Origin of the sequence: Spirillospora sp. NPDC047279 (assembly GCF_040643285.1) — a bacterium.
In the GTDB taxonomy this organism is placed as follows: Bacteria; Actinomycetota; Actinomycetes; order Streptosporangiales; family Streptosporangiaceae; genus Spirillospora.
The window spans coordinates 91,702-106,908 of the sequence record NZ_JBEYUA010000017.1; the positions used below are offsets into that span (position 1 = coordinate 91,702).

Below are 15,207 nucleotides of genomic sequence, written 5' to 3' on the forward strand. Positions count from 1 at the left end.
TTGATCGCCGGTCAGCGTCCGAGTGTCTGCTGGAGGTAGGTGGCGCAGGCGGTGCGGCGGGGGCCTGGGGGGAAGCGGCGGGCGCATTCGGCGCGGATCCAGGCGGGTGGCTGCGGGGGTGGGGCGGCGGGGCGGCTGGTGGGTTTCTTGGGCGGGCGGCGGGGCGGGGCGACCGTGGCCGGTGCGGTGGGGGTGCGTGGTGGGGGCTGGGGTGTGGGGTGCAGGCTGCGGGTGGGCTGGGGGCGGGTGGCGTCGTGGCGTCCGGTGGCGCTGGTGGAGGCGGGTGCGCGCCGGGTGATGGTGGCGGCGGGCGGCGGTGGCGGTGCGGTGCGGGGGCCGCTGGTGGCGGTGGTGCCGTGGGTGGCGGCGGGTGCGAGGTCGCCGTGGCCGTCGCGGTGGGTGTGGTGGGCGACCTGGACGACGGCCCAGACGGCGGTCGCGGCGGTGACGGTGAGCAGGGTGAGGGCGGCCGTGGGGTGGGCCCGCGGTGTGGTGCGCGGCCTGGTGCGCGGTGTGGTGCGCGGTGTGGTGCGCGGTGTGGGCGGCTGTGGTGGCCGGGTCATGTGACCCACGGTAGGCGGGCGGGTGCGTGCCGCGATGGTTGTTGCGCGGTTTGGTGCGAGGCCGGTGCGAGACCGGTGCGAGGACGCCCGTTGCGGTGGCCGGTCAGGTGGCGGGGGTGTCGAGGAGGCCGCGGCCGAGGCGGTAGGCCTGGGTGAGGTCGCCGCCGCGGTAGTCGGCGGCGGCGATGCCCGCGAGGTGGTGGTCGGCGTTGACGGCGACGGTGCGGGTGAGGTGGCGGAAGAGCGGGGCGTCGGACATGGAGTCGCCGTAGGCGACGCACTGGTCGAGGGTGAGGCCGTGGCGGGTGCGCAGGTCGTCGGCGATGCGGACCTTGTCGGCGGGGGTGAGGACGCCGGCGGGGTCCAGGGGCGCGGTGAACGGCAGCGGCGGGAACCGTGAGGCGATGACGTCGTCGAAGCCCACGTCGAGCAGGTGGTGGGCGAAGAAGTCGGGCGACATGGTGATGACGGCGGAGCGTTCGCCGCGGTGGCGGATGTCGGCGGCGACGTCGGCGATGCCCTCCAGCCAGGGTCCGTCGGCGTAGGCGGCGGCGACGTCGGCGGGGGTGAGGGTGTCCCAGAGGGCGTGGATGGCGGCGGAGAAGGCGCGGGTGTCGAGGTCGCCGGCGGCGAAGCGGGATTCGAGGTCGTGGAGTTCGGTGAGGGTGCCGAGCCGTCGCGCCACTTCGAGGTTGGCGGTGGATCCGGTCAGCAGCGTGCCGTCCATGTCGAAGATGTGCAGGTTGCTCACGATCAGGTGATTCTGGTTGATGGCGGACGGGTGGCGCGAACGGTTTTCGGCGGTGCCGAGCGGGCGTTCAGTGGCGGGTCCTGTGCTTGTCCTTGGCGTCGGGCCAGAGGGCGTAGGAGGCCAAGATGGCTGCCCAGATGCCCACGGGCGCCGCGGGCCAGAACCACTCCAGGTCTCCCGCGCGTACGCACTGGACGGTCCAGATGACGGTCATGATGAGCGCGCCGCCGGCCCAGTAGCCCCATTCGGCGGCCCATTCGCGTTTGTCGGCCTGCTCGGCGGCGGCGGTGCGGGCGGCCTGGGCCTTGGCGAGGGAGGCCTGGGAGGCGGGCAGGTCGCCGGTGAGCGGCGCCAGGTCGCCCATGGTGACGGCCGTGGCGGCCCGCTCGAGCCGCCGGTCGTACTCGGTGGTGTCCAGGGCGCCCTCGGCCAGGGCGTCGCCGAGGCGTTCGATCACGGCGTTGCGGTCGGCGTCGCCGGCGCGCATCGCGTCGGCGGCGGTGTCGGCGGTGTCGGCAGCGTCGGCGGTGTCGGTGATCTTGCTGAAGTGCGTGGTCATCGGGTTCCTCCCCCGTTCGAGCCGGTGATTCCAGCATCACGCGCCGTGCCGCGCGGATCGTCCTCCGGCGTGAGGAATCGCGGGTACATCGTTCGCAGGACGCGTCTCGGCGCCGCGTGCGGGCCGCCGAAAGTCGGGGGCGGCGGGTGCCGTTCGGTGGGTGCGGCCGCTTTGATCACCCCCTAGCCTGACTTTTCGGAAGAAATCAAGGAACGCTGGGTGAACCTTTGGGGTCTGGTGGAGGATCTCACTCTGCATCGGCCGTTCCGAGCGTGAGGGAGAGCATGCAAGCGCCTGAGTTCAGCGCCGACTGGTACCGCGCGATCACCGGGTTCGCCGACGGGTTGCCGTCCTGGGTGCACGCGGTCGCCGAGGTCGGCACCGACGCGGGGCTGCTGCTGTTCGCCGCGCTGATGGTGGCGGGGTGGTGGCGGGCCCGCGGCGGCGCGGCCGACGGCATGGCGGTGGCGCTGGCGGCGCCGTTCGCGGTGGTGGCCGCCTACCTGGTCAGCGAGGTATCCAAGACCTTCCTGCGGGAGGAACGGCCCTGCCGGGCGGTGGCGGACGCGGTCAACATCGCGGCGTGCCCGGCGCCGGGCGACTGGTCGTTCCCCAGCAACCACGCGACGATCGCGGCGGCCTCGGCGGCGGCGCTGGTGGTGGCGTGGCGCACGCTGGCCCCGCTGGTGCTGCCGCTGGCGGCGCTGATGGCGTTCTCCCGGGTGTTCGTGGGCGTGCACTACCCGCACGACGTCGCCGCCGGGTTCCTGGTGGGCGTGGCGGTGGCGGTGCCGGTCGCGCTGCTGGTCGGCCGGCTGCTGGCACCGGCGGTGGAGCCGGTGCGGTCGCTGCCGGCGGGCGCGCTGCTGCTGGGCCCGCCGTCGGCGTTGCTGGACCGGCCGGACGCACCGGCCGGGCGCCGTGGACGGCATTCAGGACGGCACGCGGCACAGCGTGCGCCGAGGCAGGCCGTCCAGCACCCCGGGCACCACCCCGGGTACGACCCGGCGCAGCCCTCCGTCGCCGCGCAGCCCGCCCCGCACCCCGCGCAGCACGGCGGGCAGAACGCCCGGCGGCACGCCGCGGCGCCGCACGCCGGGGAGCACGCCGAGCCGGCCGATGTGACGCTGCCGGACGTGATGACCGCGCCGCGGTGGAACGGCACCCACCCGCCCACCTGAACCGCCCCGGAAGGGGCGGCGTGGGGTCAGGGCGCCCGCGCCGGGCCTTCCAGCTTCGCGCGCAGCCCGGCGGTGAAGACCCGCTCGCTGAAGAACGCCGACAGCTCCGCCGCCTGCCCGGGCTCGCACTCGAACCGGGCGCTCCACTCGACGAAGGCCGTCCCGGTCAGCGTGACCGGGGCGATCCGCAGCGTCGCGGTGCACGCCGAGACGGGGAACGGGCTCTCCTCGAGCCGGTAGGTGTAGCCGCGGGGCCTCGTCGACGGCCATCAGCCTCTCGCGTACGAGCGAGCCGTCCGCCAGCCGCAGCCTGCGCAGGAGTTCCAGCGGCCCGCCCAGGTGGTGCAGCCACAGCTCGTCGGAGCGGACCGTGTGCCATCGCGACTCCTCGGCGGGGCGCAGCAGGAGGTAGATGAGGCTCGCCGCCGCCCGCGCCGCGGGATAGCCGGGCGGGCGGACGCGGTGGCCGGACTCCCAGGTCTCCCGGTACCAGCCGCCCTTCGGGGTGGCGGCTGAGGCCGAGCGCCTCGCCGAGCGGCGGCAGGCCCAGCGCCTGGGGCCGCCGCTGATCGGGAACGAGGGAACGCCCTGCCGCCGCCTGCCCGTCTCCGTCCGGAACCTGCCGAAAGTCAGGGGTGGCGGGTGGCGTTGGAGCACTGTGGCGGCACTCCCCCGGTTCCTAGCGTCGTGACCATCAGGACGACCACGACCACCGACGACCACCGACGACCACGGCCATGGGGCCGGGAGGCCAGATGATCACATTGCGGGGACTCACCAAACGGTTCGGCGACAGGGTCGCCGTCAGCGACCTGACCCTGGACATCGCGCCGGGGAAGGTCACCGGGTTCCTGGGGCCCAACGGCGCCGGCAAATCGACCACGATGCGGATGATCCTGGGCCTGGACCGGCCCACCGCCGGGCAGGCGCTCATCGGCGGCCGCCCGTACGGGACGCTGCCGCGGCCGCTGCTGGAGGTCGGGGCGCTGCTGGACGCCAAGGCGGCGCACCCGGGCCGCACCGCCCGCGCCCACCTGCTGGCGATGGCGCGCAGCAACGGCATCCCGGCGCGGCGCGTCGACCAGGTCCTGGACACCGTCGGGCTGACGGCGGTCGCGCGCAAACGCGCCGGATCGTTCTCGCTGGGCATGGGACAGCGGCTCGGCATCGCCGGCGCGCTGCTGGGCGACCCGCGGGTGCTGCTGTTCGACGAGCCGGTGAACGGCCTGGACCCCGACGGGGTGTTGTGGGTGCGGCGGCTCATGCGGTCGCTGGCCGCCGAGGGGCGCACCGTGTTCGTCTCCAGCCACCTGATGAGCGAGATGCAGCAGACCGCCGACCGGCTCGTGGTCATCGGCAAAGGCCGGCTGCTGGTGGACGCCCCCGTCGCCGAGGTGATCGCCGCCAGCTCCCGCAACGCGGTACGGGTGCGCACCCCCGACCCCGGGCGCCTGCGCGCGCTGCTGGCCGGCGAACCCGGACCGCCCCAGGTGACGCCCGCACCCGGCACCCACGGCACCGCCGACGCGGCCAGTGGGGCCGGTGCGGTCGGCGGAGCGCTGGTGGTGACGGGCGTGCCCATCGAACGGATCGGGACGCTCTGCCACCACGCCGGTGTGCCGCTGTACGAGCTGAGCCCGCAGGAGGCGTCACTGGAGGAGGCCTACATGGAGCTGACCGGCGCGAGCGTGGAATACGCCACCGGTGGGCCGGCCACGGCGGGGTCCGCCACGGCGGAGTCGGCCTCGGCGTCCACGGCGGGGGTGTGAGGGATGACGACGATCACCGAGGTGCGGGACGGGCGTTCCACCGGCGGCGGAGGCGGAGGTGAGGGCGGCGGGTTCGCGGGAGCCGCCGCGGCCGAGTGGACCAAACTGTGGTCGCTGCGGTCGACGTGGTGGGGGCTGGCGTCGGCGGCCGGGCTGATGACGCTGATGAGCTTCATCCTGGCGACCTCGACCGCCTCCAACAACACCAACGAGATCACCACCGACGACCAGGGCGTGGTGTCGGTCAGCGGGATCGCCGTCGGCGCGATCGACCTGGTGCAGTTCGTGCCGGTCACCCTCGCCATCCTGGTGATCACCGCCGAGTACGCGACCGGCGGCATCCGCGCGGCGCTGCAATGGGTGCCGGTCCGCGGGCGGATGCTGGGAGCCAAGGCCGCGGTCGTGGCGGCGGTGACCGCGCCGGCCGGGATGGTGCTGGCGGTGCTGGGCACCGCGGTCGCCGGGCCGGGGCTGGGCCGGTGGGGGCGCTTCTCGTTCGGCGACGCCGCCGCCGACGTGCTGAACGTCGGCGTGTACCTGGCGCTGATCTGCGTGTTCTCGCTGGGGATCGGCGCGGTGCTGCGCAGCACCGCGGGTGCGCTGACCGCCGCGTTCCTGCTGCTGATGATGATACCGATGTTGCTGTCCAACAGCCCGATCCCGGCGCTGCGGCACGTGTCGGACTCGCTGCCCAGCAGCGCCGGGCGGCACTTCATGGCCGCCGAGCCCGGCCCCTATCCCGCGCTGGTCGGCCTGCTGATCCTGGTGGCGTGGGCGGCGGCGGTGATGGTGGCGGCCATCGCCGTGCTGAAACGCCGCGACGCCTGACCACCGCACCCCGTGCGAGGCGGGCGGCGGCGGGTCAGCCGCGGTCGTCGCCGACGAGGCCCGCCTCGTAGGCGACGATCGCGGCCTGCACGCGGTTCTTGACGTCCAGGCGGGTCAGGATCGCGCTGACGTAGGCCTTCACCGTGCCCTCCACGACATGCAGCCGCGCCGCGATCTCGGCGTTGGACAACCCGGCGCCCACCAGCGCCAGCACCTCGCGTTCACGCGGGGTCAGGCCGCCGGTGCGCTTGCGGGCGGCGTCCGCGGCGGCCAGCCGCCCGCCGCCCATCTCGGTGATGACACGGTGCGCGACCCTGGGCGACAGGTAGGCGGCGCCGTCGGCGACCGCGTGCACCCCGGCCTGCAGCTCGCGCGGATCGCCCGACTTCAGCAGGAACCCGGCCGCGCCGCCGGTCAGCGCACGGTGGATGTACTCGTCCTCCCCGAACGTCGTTAGCATGATCACAGCGGTGGCCGGGGCCGCGCGGCGCAGCTCGGCCGCCGCCGCCAGGCCGTCCAGCCGCGGCATCCGGATGTCCAGCAGCGCCACGTCCGGCCGGTGCGCCAGCGTCAGCTCGATCGCCTGGTGCCCGTCGGCGGCCTCGGCGACGACGTCGATGCCCGGATCGGCCGACAGGATCGCCTTCACCCCGGCGCGGATCATCGCCTCGTCGTCGGCCAGCAGTACCCGGATCACCCGGTGTCCCCTCTCACGATGCGGCGGTACGGCACAGTCTCGGCTCGGCAGGTTCCGGTACGGCGGCTCATGGCTCCTCGCCCGGCTCGGAGGTGACCAGGGTGGCGTCCTTGCCCGCCAGCCGGTCACCGGCGAAGCACAGCCGGTAGACGGTACCGATGCCCAGCAGGTTGCCGTCGGAACGGTAGAACTCGCAGCTCGACCCCGCCGGCGGCGCCGGGAACGACGCCCGCTCGGCATCGGACTGGATCAGCTGGACGCGCGGCAGCACCCGTTCCACCTCCGCACGCGGCTGTCCCACCCGCAACGACCGGTAGTCGCCGGGATCCAGCACCGAGTTGAGGGTCGCGTAGGCGTAGTAGCCCAGCATCACCGCCCCCAGCACCGCCGCCAGCACGGCGGGCACGCCGATCGCGGTGAGCAGCCCCCTGCGGACCTGGCGGCGTTCCAGAGCCAGCCGCCGCGCCGTCTCCCGCGCCTCCCCGCCCCCAGCGCGGCTCTCAGCGCCGCCCCGAGCACCGTTCTCAGGCGCGGGCCGGGCGCCGGACGGAGCAGCCTGGGACGGCGCCGCGGCGGCGGGCGCGGACGCGTCCGGGGTGAGCGGAAGCCGCGCGGCCACCTCGAAACCACCGTCGCCGGTCGCGCCCGTGCGCAGGGTGCCGCCCGCCAGGCGGACCCGTTCGGCCAGCCCGGTCAGGCCCCGCCCGCCGCCGGGCGGCAGCAGCGCCGGGCCCGACGGCGGCAGATTGGTGACGGTGACCGCGACGGCGCCGCCCTCATGGCGCACCCGGACGGTCACCGGGGCGCCGGGGGCGTGCCGGGCGGCGTTGGTGAGCGCCTCCTGCACGACACGATGCGCCGCCAGCGTGCCCATCGACCGCGCCGGCGGCGTAGCCCTGCCACCGCCGTCACGGCCGTCACCGCCGGGAGCGCCGTGCGCGCCGACGCCGGTGTCCAGAGTGACCGGGATGCCGGAGGTTCGGGCACGTTCGACCAGGTCGGCGATGCTCTCATCGGCCGGCGGAGCCGTCGCGGCCGAACGGTCCGGCGCCGCGTCGTCGCCGAGCACGCCGATGATCTCGCGGAGGCGTTCGGTGGCGTCGGCGGCGCTGGCGCGCAGCTCGGCCGCCGCGCCCCGGTGCCGCTCGTCCAGGCCCGGCGCCACCTGCAGGGCGCCGGCCCGCACCGCGATCAGCGCCAGCTCGTGGCCCAGCGAGTCGTGCATGTCCTGGGCGATGCGGGCGCGCTCGCGCAGCCGCTCGCGTTCGGCCACGATGCGCTGCTCGCGCTCGAGCCGTTCCGCGCGCTCCCACCCGGCGTGCACCAGCTCCTGGTACTGCCGCCAGTAGCGGCCCACCAGCCACGGCAGCACCCCGATGACCACCAGGTAGAGGGTGAGCGGGAACCAGCTGACCACATTGACGCCGCGCGCGATGTTGACCGCCGCCCCCAGCACCAGCACCGCGGTGAACGCCCACAACACCGGGCGCGCGTGCGCGGTGCGGCGGCCGGTCAGGTAGGACATCACCGGGATCGAGAACGCGAAGTTGCCCTGCAACGGCACCAGCGCCAGCACGATCAGCAGCGCCACCAGCGGCCGGGTGCGCGTCAGCGCCACCGCGGCGCCCAGCGCGCCCACCCCCGCCAGCGCCAGCCACCACACCCCCGGATCGGACACCGGCGGCAGCAGCACCCCGTACACCACCGGCAGCGCCAGCACCGCGTACAGCACCACGTCCTTGATCACGGTGCGGCGGGTGCGGGGTTCGGTCACCCCGCCCACGCTACCGGCCGCTGATCAGCGCTGATACTGCCGAAAGTCAGGGACGCGGGTCGTCCCCGCGGCCGACGCGCCCGCCCGCCCACCCGGTCGCTCACCGGCGGATCACCGGCCGTCGGCAGGTGATCACCGGGTGGGCGGGGCGGGGCGCCGCTGGCATAGGTTGGTGCCGTGACCCGCACCCTGACCTGGTGGACGCCGCCGCGCGCCGACGTCGCGCTGGCGGTGGCCGCGCTGGTGGTCAACCTGGTCATGGCGGGAATGAACGTCCAGCGGAACGACGAGCCGCTGTGGCCGTGGGGCGCGGCGCTGATCGCGGTCGGGTCGCTCGCGCTGATCGCGCGGCGCCGCCACCCGGTGATCGTGCTGGCGGTCACCATGGTGGTGTCGGTCGTCTACTACCCCTCGGGGTTCCCCGACGGGCCCGTCGCGTTCGTGTTCGTGATCGCCCTCTACACGGTGGCCGTGGAGTGCCGGCTGTTCGTGTCGCTGGCCGCCGCGATGATCCTCAACGCCGGTTTCGTGCTCTCCAACGTGATCAACGGCGCCGCCGGCGACGAGGACCCCGACATGGTCATGGGCGCCCGGTCGGTGGCCGGGCTGACGTTCTGGCTGCTGCTGGTGATCGCGCTCGGGCAGTACGTGCGCAACCGCCGCGACCACGCCGCCGCCGCCGAACGCCGCGCCGTGGAGGCCGAACGTTCCCGCGAGCAGGAGGCGCGGCGCCGCGCCACCGAGGAACGGCTGCGCATCGCCCGCGAGCTGCACGACGTCCTGGCCCACCAGATCTCGCTGATCAACGTGCAGGCCGGGGCCGCGCTGCACCGCCGCGACGACCCCGCCAAGGCCTACGACGCGCTCGACGCCATCAAGCAGGCCAGCAAGGACACCCTGCGGGAGCTGCGCGGCGTCCTCGGCGTGCTGCGGCAGGTCGACGAGCAGGACGAGGACGCCGCCAGCCCCGTGGCGCCCACCCCCTCGCTGGAACGCGTCGAGGAGCTGCTGGCGCAGACCACCGCGGCCGGGCTGCCCGTCACCCTGGTCGGCCAGGTGCCCCAAGGGCCGCTGCCCGCGCCGGTCGGGCTCGCCGGCTACCGCATCGTGCAGGAGGCCCTCACCAACGCGGTGCGGCACGCCGGCGCGACGGCCGCCACCGTCCAGATCACCCGCGACGCCGACGCGGTGACGGTGCAGATCGACGACGACGGCGGCGGACCCGCAGACCCCGCCGCGCTGACCGGCGGCAACGGGCTGCGCGGCATCAGGGAACGGGCCGCCGCGATCGGCGGGCAGATGACCGCCGGGCCCGGCCCGGCAGGCGGATTCCGGGTATGGGCGCGGCTCCCGCTGCGCGACCCGGCGGCGCGGATCGAGGAGAGTGCACGATGACAGAGGCGACCACGTGATGACACCGAACCACCTGACGACCGGGGCACACGCCAGGACGGGGGCCGGCACGTGATCCGGGTGGTGCTGGCCGACGACCAGACGCTGGTGCGGGCCGGGTTCCGGTCGATCCTCGAAGGCGAGGACGACATCGAGATCGTCGCCGAGGCCGGCGACGGCGAGCAGGCCGTGCGGCTGGCCGACGAGCTGCGGCCCGACGTCGTCCTGATGGACATCCGCATGCCCGTCCTGGACGGGCTGGAGGCCACCCGCCGCATCGTCACCGACCCGCGGCTGGAGGCCGTCAGGGTCGTCATCCTCACCACCTTCGACCTCGACGACTACGTGTACGGGGCGATCAAGGCCGGTGCCAGCGGGTTCCTGGTCAAGGACACCGAGCCGCCCGAACTGATCCACGGCGTGCGGGTCGTGGCGCGCGGCGACGCGCTGCTGGCGCCCACCGTGACCCGGCGGCTCATCGCCGAGTTCGCCTCCCGCATCACCGCGCCGCCGCCCGCCGTCGAGCTCAACGCCCTCACCGACCGTGAACGCGAGGTGCTCGAGCTGGTCGCCGCCGGGCTGTCCAACGAGGAGATCGCCGGCCGGCTGGTGCTCAGCCCCGCCACCGCCAAGACCCACGTGTCCCGCATCCTGGCCAAACTCGGCGCCCGCGACCGCGCGCAGCTGGTCGTCCTGGCCTACGAGAGCGGCATGATCCGTCCCGGCTGGCTCAGCTGACCAGGCCACGCCGCCCCGCCGCCGCCGCCCACCGCAACCGGACCGGGCACCGCGGTGTTGAACGGATGTGACGATCACGGACGAAACCGGAGTGGACGAGGTCGCGGCACACGTCGTGACCGCGCTCACCGGTGACCTGGACCACGGCTTCACCGTCCTGTACGACGCCTACCGCGGCGCGGTGTTCTCCACCGCGCTGCGGCTGTGCGGGCGGTGGGCCGAGGCCGAGGACCTGTCCGCCGAGGCGTTCCTGCGCGCCTACCGCGCCCTGACCGGCTACGACACCGACCGCATCGGCGAGCTGCGGCCACGGGCCTGGCTGCTGACCATCCTGATGAACCTGTGGCGCAACAGCCTGCGCAGCGCCGCCCGCAAACCACCGCCCGGCCCCCTCGACGCCGCGCCCGACCCCGCCGACCCCGCCGAGGGCGTCGAAGCCGCCGCCGCACGGCACGAGACCGGCCGGGAACTGGCCGGTCTGCTGGCAGGCCTGCCCGAGGCCCAGCGCGCCGCCGTCGTCCTGCGGCACGTCGCCGACCTGCCCGTCGCCGAGATCGCCACCGTGCTCGCGATGCCCGAGGGCACCGTCAAGTCGCACATCTCCCGGGGACTGGCCCGGCTCCGCACCATGCACACCAAGGGGGCACCCGATGCGTTCTGACGTTCCCGACCCACTGCACGACCCACTGCACGACCCGCTGGCCGGAGAGCTGGCCGCGCTGGCCTCCGACGCGCCCGGCACCCTGCTCGACCGCATCGTCGCCCGCCGCGTCCAGGTGCCCGCACCGTTGGGCCAGGTCCGGGTCGCCTTCACCGACCACGGCGTCGCCTACCTGCGCGCGGGCCTGGACAAGGAGGAGTTCACCGCCGCGTTCCGCCAGCGGTTCGCGCGGCCGCTGCTGCCCGCCGACCGGCCGCCCGCCGGGCTGCTGCCCGCCCTGCGCGACGGCCGCCTCGGCGCCCTGCCGCTGGACCTGCGCGGCCTCAGCGACTTCGAGGCCGCCGTGCTGCGCGCCGCCGCCGCCATCCCGCGCGGCCAGACCCGCCCGTACGCGTGGGTCGCCCGGCAGGCCGGACGCCCCAAGGCCGTCCGCGCCGTCGGGACCGCGCTGGGCCGCAACCCCGTGCCGCTGCTGATCCCCTGCCACCGCGTCACCCGCTCCGACGGCGCCGTCGGCCAGTACATCTTCGGCGCCGGCGCCAAGGAACGGCTCCTGCGGCAGGAGAACGTCAACCTCGACGAGGTCGCCGCACTCGCCGCCGGCGGGGTGTACTTCCTGGGCAGCGACACCACGCGCATCGTGTGCTACCCCACCTGCGCCGACGCCCGCCGCATCACCCCCGCCCACCGGCAGGGGTTCCGCACCCTGGACGCCGCCCGCGCCGCCGGATACCGGCCCTGCCACCACTGCCGCCCCGGCCTCACCGCCTGACCCGGCCCCGCCGCCCCGATCAGCACGACCCCGCCGAACGGCCCACGAACAGCCCGACCGCAGCCCGACCGGCACAACCGACCGGCGCAAACGACCGGGCGGGCGGAACGGGCCGGCGCGGCGGCCGTCCGGCTCGGGCGGGAAGGTGATCTGGACGGGCCGCGGCGGCGACCGCTAGCGTGAGCGCGATGGACGAGGTCTGGCGGTTTCTCGAGGCATATCACGTGCCCGTCTACTTCTCCCCCGAGGCCGCGGCCGCCTACAAGGCCGCCGGGCTCAAGGGCTACTGGATGGGCTACTTCGCCTCCCGGTCGGCGCCCCTGGGCGCGCCCGGCCCCGAGGTCGTGACGGCCACGTTCTACAACTTCGCGCCGCGCCGCGCCGCCCGCGCGCTGCCGGACGCCTGGGCCCTGTGCCCGCCCGCGCGCGTGCTGGAGGCGCGGCTGGAAGCCGCCGACCAGACCCTGCGGCGGCTGCTCGGCGACCTCGTCGACACCCCCGAGGTCGCCGAGGCCGCCGGCCTCGCCCGCCAGGCCGCGCAGGCCTGCCCCGCCCAGGGACGGGCGCTGTCGGCCGCGCACGCCGCGCTGCCCGTCCCCGACCAGCCGCACCTGGCGTTGTGGTGGGCCGCCAGCGTCCTGCGCGAGTTCCGCGGCGACGGCCACATCGCCGCCCTGGTCAGCGGCGGCCTGGACGGCTGCGAATGCTGCGTGGTGTCACGCGCCCTCGGCGCCGCCCCCGACGACTTCGGCGAGCAGCGCGGCTGGAACGGCGACGAATGGCAGGCCGCCGTCCAGCGGCTCACCGCACGCGGCTGGCTCACCCCCGACGGCGCCCTCACCGACCAGGGCCGCGACGGGCGCGCCGCCATCGAGGACACCACCGACCGGTCCGCCGCCGCGCCGCTGCGCGCCCTCGGCGGCGACGCCACCGCCCGGCTCACCGAATGCCTGCGCCCCCTGGCGCACCGCATCGTCGACTCCGGCGGCGCCGCCCCGTTCCCCACCGCACTGACGATCCGCCCCACCACCTGACCCGCCGCGCACAGAACGCGCACCGACGGCGCGCACCGGCCGGTGCGCGCGGTCGGTGCGCGTCATTCACCGCGCGTTATGGAAGATCACACCCAGGACGTGGCGGTCGCCCGACACCACCCGGCTCACCCCGTGCCGCATCGCCACCCGCTTGTGGCCCCGCGCCGACGGCACCGGCCGGTGCCGCACCGGGAAGATCACCCCCTGGCCCAGGCCTGGCCGCACCACCACCGGCCGCGACTGCGCCCGCGGCCGCTGCTCCACGAACACGCTCTCCCCGCCGGTGAAGTCCACCTCCGGGCGGCTCAGCATGACCGCCACCTGCAACGGGAACGTCAGCTCGCCGTACACGTCCTGATGCAGGCAGTTGTAGCCGCCCGGCCCATACCGCAGCAGCAGCGGCGTCGGACGGTGCTGGCCCGCCGCCGCGCACGCCTCCACCAGCCCCGCCAGATCCTGCGGGAAGGCCGGCTCGCCCAGCCGCGCCGCCCACCGGTTGGCGATCCGCGCCAGCGGCGGATACAACGCGGTGCGCAGCCGCGCCACCAGCGGCGGCAGCGGATCCCGGAAATACCGGTACTCACCCTCGCCGAACGCGTGCCGCGCCATCACCACCGTGCTGCGGAACGCACCGTCCCGCCCGTACAGGCCGACCAGCTCCGCGCACTCGCGCGCGGTCAGCAGCGGCGGCGTCACCGCGACACCGGCATGATCCAGCTCCTCCTCCGCACGCGCCCAGTCCACCGCGCCCTCGGCGGCGGGGGCATCGGCCGGCAGAGCCTGCTGGTACGACATCACGGGGAGTCCCTTCTCACGCACGACGTGGCCTCTCCACCAACCCCGCCCGCCGCCACCCGGTTGCACCCGGGCCGGACGGGACGTGGTCAGGACCGGCCCGCCAGCAGCACCCCAACACCGCCCAGCGCCAGCCCCGCGACCGTCCACGCGTCCAGCGCCTGCCCGATGACCAGCCACGCCAGCACCGCCGTCACCGACGGCGTCAGGAAGAACAGCGTGCTCACCCGGCTCGCCGACGCACGCCGCAACATCGTGTTCAGCAGCAGGAACACCCCGACCGAGTTCACCAGGACGATCCACGCCAGCGCCGTGCCGAACGCCGGCCAGTGCCCGACCCGCGGCGTCTCGAACGCCAGCGACGACAACCCGATCACCGGCGCCGCCACCAGGAACTGCACCGCCGTCCCCGAGAACACGTTCATGTCGGCCACGAACCGCTTCTGGTAGACCGTCCCGGCGCTCAACCCCAGCAGGCCCACCACCAGCAGCACCACGCCCAGCGGCGAGAACGCCACCCGGCCGGCGACCGCCAGCACCACCCCCGCCGCGCCCAGCGCGAACCCCGCCCACTGGCGGCCCGTCACCCGTTCCCCCAGCAGCGACGCCGCCAGCAGCGCGATCACCACCGGGTTCAGGCCCTGCGCCAGCGCCACCACGCCCGCCGGCAGCCCCAGCCCCATCGCGGTGTACAGCGCGCCGAACTGCACCGCCTGGATCAGCAGCCCGGTCACCGCGATGTGCGCCAGCAGCCGCCCGCGCGGCCACGGCGCCCGCAGCACCAGCGCCAGACCGGTCAGCAGCAGCCCCGCCAGCGCGAACCGCGCGAACGTCAGCAGAAGCGGCGGCGCCGCGTCCACCCCGATCGCGCCCGCGATGAACGCGCTGCTCCACAGCAGCACGAACACCGGCGGCATCATCGCCGCCGCCCGCGACCGCCGCCCCGCCACACCCGCGGGCACCTGCGGGACCTGCCGCTCGAGCCGCACCGCCATGCCGACCCCCACACCCGCGCCGATAACCGTTCAATACGGTTACCGAGTCTGGGGAGCGCGTACATAACCTGTCAAGACGGTTATGCTGGGGTGATGGGGTTCACCTTCACCAGCGGCGACCTCGCGCTCGACTTCGCCGGCACCGTGCAGCACCGCCGCAGCGACCGCCGCGACCTGCTCACCACGCCCGCCGACCTCGCCGCGTGGACCGTCGAGGCCGGGCTGCTCACCACCCCGCCCGGCGCCGCCCCGCCCAGCACCGCCGTCACCGGCCTGCGCGAAGCCGACCTGGACGCCGCCATCCGCCTCCGCGAAGCCGTCTACCGCCTCGCCGCCGCCCGCACCGGCGCCGGAACCGGGACCGGCGAAGCCGACGACCGGGACCTGGTCAACCAGCACGCCGCCGGCGCACCCGTCACCGTCCGCCTCACCCCTGGCGGCACCGTCGAGCGCACCGGCGACCTGGCCGCCGCGCTCGCCTCCCTGGCCCGCGCCGCCGTCGAACTGCTCGGCGGCCCCGCCGCCGCGGACATCAAGGAATGCGGCGCCGACCCGTGCACCCGCCTGTACCTGGACTCCTCCCGGCGCCGCTCCCGCCGCTGGTGCGACATGCGCGAATGCGGCAACCGCGCCAAGGCCGCCGCCTTCCGCGCCCGCCACGCCGCCGACCGCCCCTGACCGCCCCTGACCGCCCAGGG

17 protein-coding genes and 1 pseudogene are annotated in these 15,207 nt (G+C 75.1%); 10 read left to right on the plus strand and 8 right to left on the minus strand.

Translation table 11 applies throughout. The features are described 5' to 3' along the window. Positions 1 to 11 precede the first annotated feature (11 nt). From ABZ810_RS36065 to ABZ810_RS36075, 3 genes are all read right to left on the minus strand, one after another. A complete protein-coding gene (locus tag ABZ810_RS36065; protein WP_358410955.1) occupies positions 12 to 563 on the minus strand; it encodes a hypothetical protein in 552 nt (183 codons plus the stop codon). A 103-nt stretch (positions 564 to 666) separates the two neighbouring features. Beyond that, on the minus strand, positions 667 to 1,314 hold the full coding sequence (locus ABZ810_RS36070) for an HAD-IB family phosphatase (RefSeq protein ID WP_358410957.1): 648 nt from the start codon (positions 1,312 to 1,314) through the stop codon (positions 667 to 669). A gap of 67 nt (positions 1,315 to 1,381) precedes the next feature. Next, positions 1,382 to 1,873, minus strand: coding sequence for a DUF1707 domain-containing protein (locus tag ABZ810_RS36075; protein ID WP_358410958.1), 492 nt, complete (start codon positions 1,871 to 1,873; stop codon positions 1,382 to 1,384). Positions 1,874 to 2,157: 284 nt separating this feature from the next. Between ABZ810_RS36075 and ABZ810_RS36080 the strand changes: the two genes are divergently transcribed. Continuing rightward, a complete protein-coding gene (locus tag ABZ810_RS36080; RefSeq protein ID WP_358410960.1) occupies positions 2,158 to 3,054 on the plus strand; it encodes a phosphatase PAP2 family protein in 897 nt (298 codons plus the stop codon). 72 nt (positions 3,055 to 3,126) lie between these two features. After that, positions 3,127 to 3,294, plus strand: coding sequence for a hypothetical protein (locus ABZ810_RS36085; RefSeq protein ID WP_358411191.1), 168 nt, complete (start codon positions 3,127 to 3,129; stop codon positions 3,292 to 3,294). A gap of 135 nt (positions 3,295 to 3,429) precedes the next feature. Here ABZ810_RS36085 and ABZ810_RS36090 read toward each other — a convergent pair. Next, positions 3,430 to 3,777: pseudogene (locus ABZ810_RS36090) on the minus strand (cupin domain-containing protein); the annotation flags it as partial. A gap of 32 nt (positions 3,778 to 3,809) precedes the next feature. On the opposite strand from ABZ810_RS36090, the gene ABZ810_RS36095 reads away from it, so the two are divergent. After that, positions 3,810 to 4,823, plus strand: coding sequence for an ABC transporter ATP-binding protein (locus ABZ810_RS36095; RefSeq protein WP_358410961.1), 1,014 nt, complete (start codon positions 3,810 to 3,812; stop codon positions 4,821 to 4,823). 3 nt (positions 4,824 to 4,826) lie between these two features. Further along, positions 4,827 to 5,651: an ABC transporter permease gene (locus tag ABZ810_RS36100; protein WP_358410962.1), complete on the plus strand. Its 825-nt coding sequence runs from the start codon at positions 4,827 to 4,829 to the stop codon at positions 5,649 to 5,651. Positions 5,652 to 5,685: 34 nt separating this feature from the next. On the opposite strand, the gene ABZ810_RS36105 is transcribed toward ABZ810_RS36100, so the two are convergent. Then, positions 5,686 to 6,348, minus strand: a complete 663-nt coding sequence (locus tag ABZ810_RS36105; protein ID WP_358410963.1) for a response regulator transcription factor — start codon at positions 6,346 to 6,348, stop codon at positions 5,686 to 5,688. Positions 6,349 to 6,415: 67 nt separating this feature from the next. Then, complete coding sequence (locus tag ABZ810_RS36110; protein WP_358410964.1) at positions 6,416 to 8,122, minus strand: histidine kinase; 1,707 nt, start codon at positions 8,120 to 8,122, stop codon at positions 6,416 to 6,418. Between the two features lie 177 nt (positions 8,123 to 8,299). Here ABZ810_RS36110 and ABZ810_RS36115 point away from each other — a divergent pair, with 177 nt between their 5' ends. The 5 genes from ABZ810_RS36115 (at position 8,300) to ABZ810_RS36135 (ending at position 12,719) form a co-directional block, all read left to right on the plus strand. Beyond that, positions 8,300 to 9,517: a sensor histidine kinase gene (locus ABZ810_RS36115; RefSeq protein ID WP_358410967.1), complete on the plus strand. Its 1,218-nt coding sequence runs from the start codon at positions 8,300 to 8,302 to the stop codon at positions 9,515 to 9,517. A gap of 69 nt (positions 9,518 to 9,586) precedes the next feature. Continuing rightward, on the plus strand, positions 9,587 to 10,252 hold the full coding sequence (locus ABZ810_RS36120) for a response regulator transcription factor (RefSeq protein ID WP_358410969.1): 666 nt from the start codon (positions 9,587 to 9,589) through the stop codon (positions 10,250 to 10,252). Between the two features lie 67 nt (positions 10,253 to 10,319). Next, positions 10,320 to 10,913, plus strand: a complete 594-nt coding sequence (locus tag ABZ810_RS36125; protein ID WP_358410970.1) for a sigma-70 family RNA polymerase sigma factor — start codon at positions 10,320 to 10,322, stop codon at positions 10,911 to 10,913. Beyond that, positions 10,903 to 11,685: a methylated-DNA--[protein]-cysteine S-methyltransferase gene (locus ABZ810_RS36130; protein WP_358410971.1), complete on the plus strand. Its 783-nt coding sequence runs from the start codon at positions 10,903 to 10,905 to the stop codon at positions 11,683 to 11,685. Before ABZ810_RS36125 ends, ABZ810_RS36130 begins: the two co-directional genes overlap by 11 nt. Positions 11,686 to 11,873: 188 nt before the next feature. Further along, positions 11,874 to 12,719, plus strand: coding sequence for a hypothetical protein (locus ABZ810_RS36135; protein ID WP_358410972.1), 846 nt, complete (start codon positions 11,874 to 11,876; stop codon positions 12,717 to 12,719). A 66-nt stretch (positions 12,720 to 12,785) separates the two neighbouring features. Here the strand turns inward: ABZ810_RS36135 and ABZ810_RS36140 are convergent, their stop codons facing one another. Both ABZ810_RS36140 and ABZ810_RS36145 read right to left on the minus strand, forming a co-directional pair. Beyond that, the gene (locus ABZ810_RS36140; RefSeq protein WP_358410974.1) at positions 12,786 to 13,538 is read right to left on the minus strand and encodes a 2OG-Fe(II) oxygenase; all 753 of its coding nucleotides are present in this window, start codon (positions 13,536 to 13,538) and stop codon (positions 12,786 to 12,788) included. A gap of 65 nt (positions 13,539 to 13,603) precedes the next feature. Further along, on the minus strand, positions 13,604 to 14,509 hold the full coding sequence (locus ABZ810_RS36145; protein WP_358410976.1) for a DMT family transporter: 906 nt from the start codon (positions 14,507 to 14,509) through the stop codon (positions 13,604 to 13,606). A gap of 93 nt (positions 14,510 to 14,602) precedes the next feature. Here ABZ810_RS36145 and ABZ810_RS36150 point away from each other — a divergent pair, with 93 nt between their 5' ends. Further along, positions 14,603 to 15,187 carry a CGNR zinc finger domain-containing protein gene (locus ABZ810_RS36150; RefSeq protein WP_358410977.1) on the plus strand — a complete coding sequence of 195 codons (585 nt, stop codon included), beginning with the start codon at positions 14,603 to 14,605 and terminating at the stop codon, positions 15,185 to 15,187. The last annotated feature ends 20 nt before the right edge of the window (positions 15,188 to 15,207 follow it).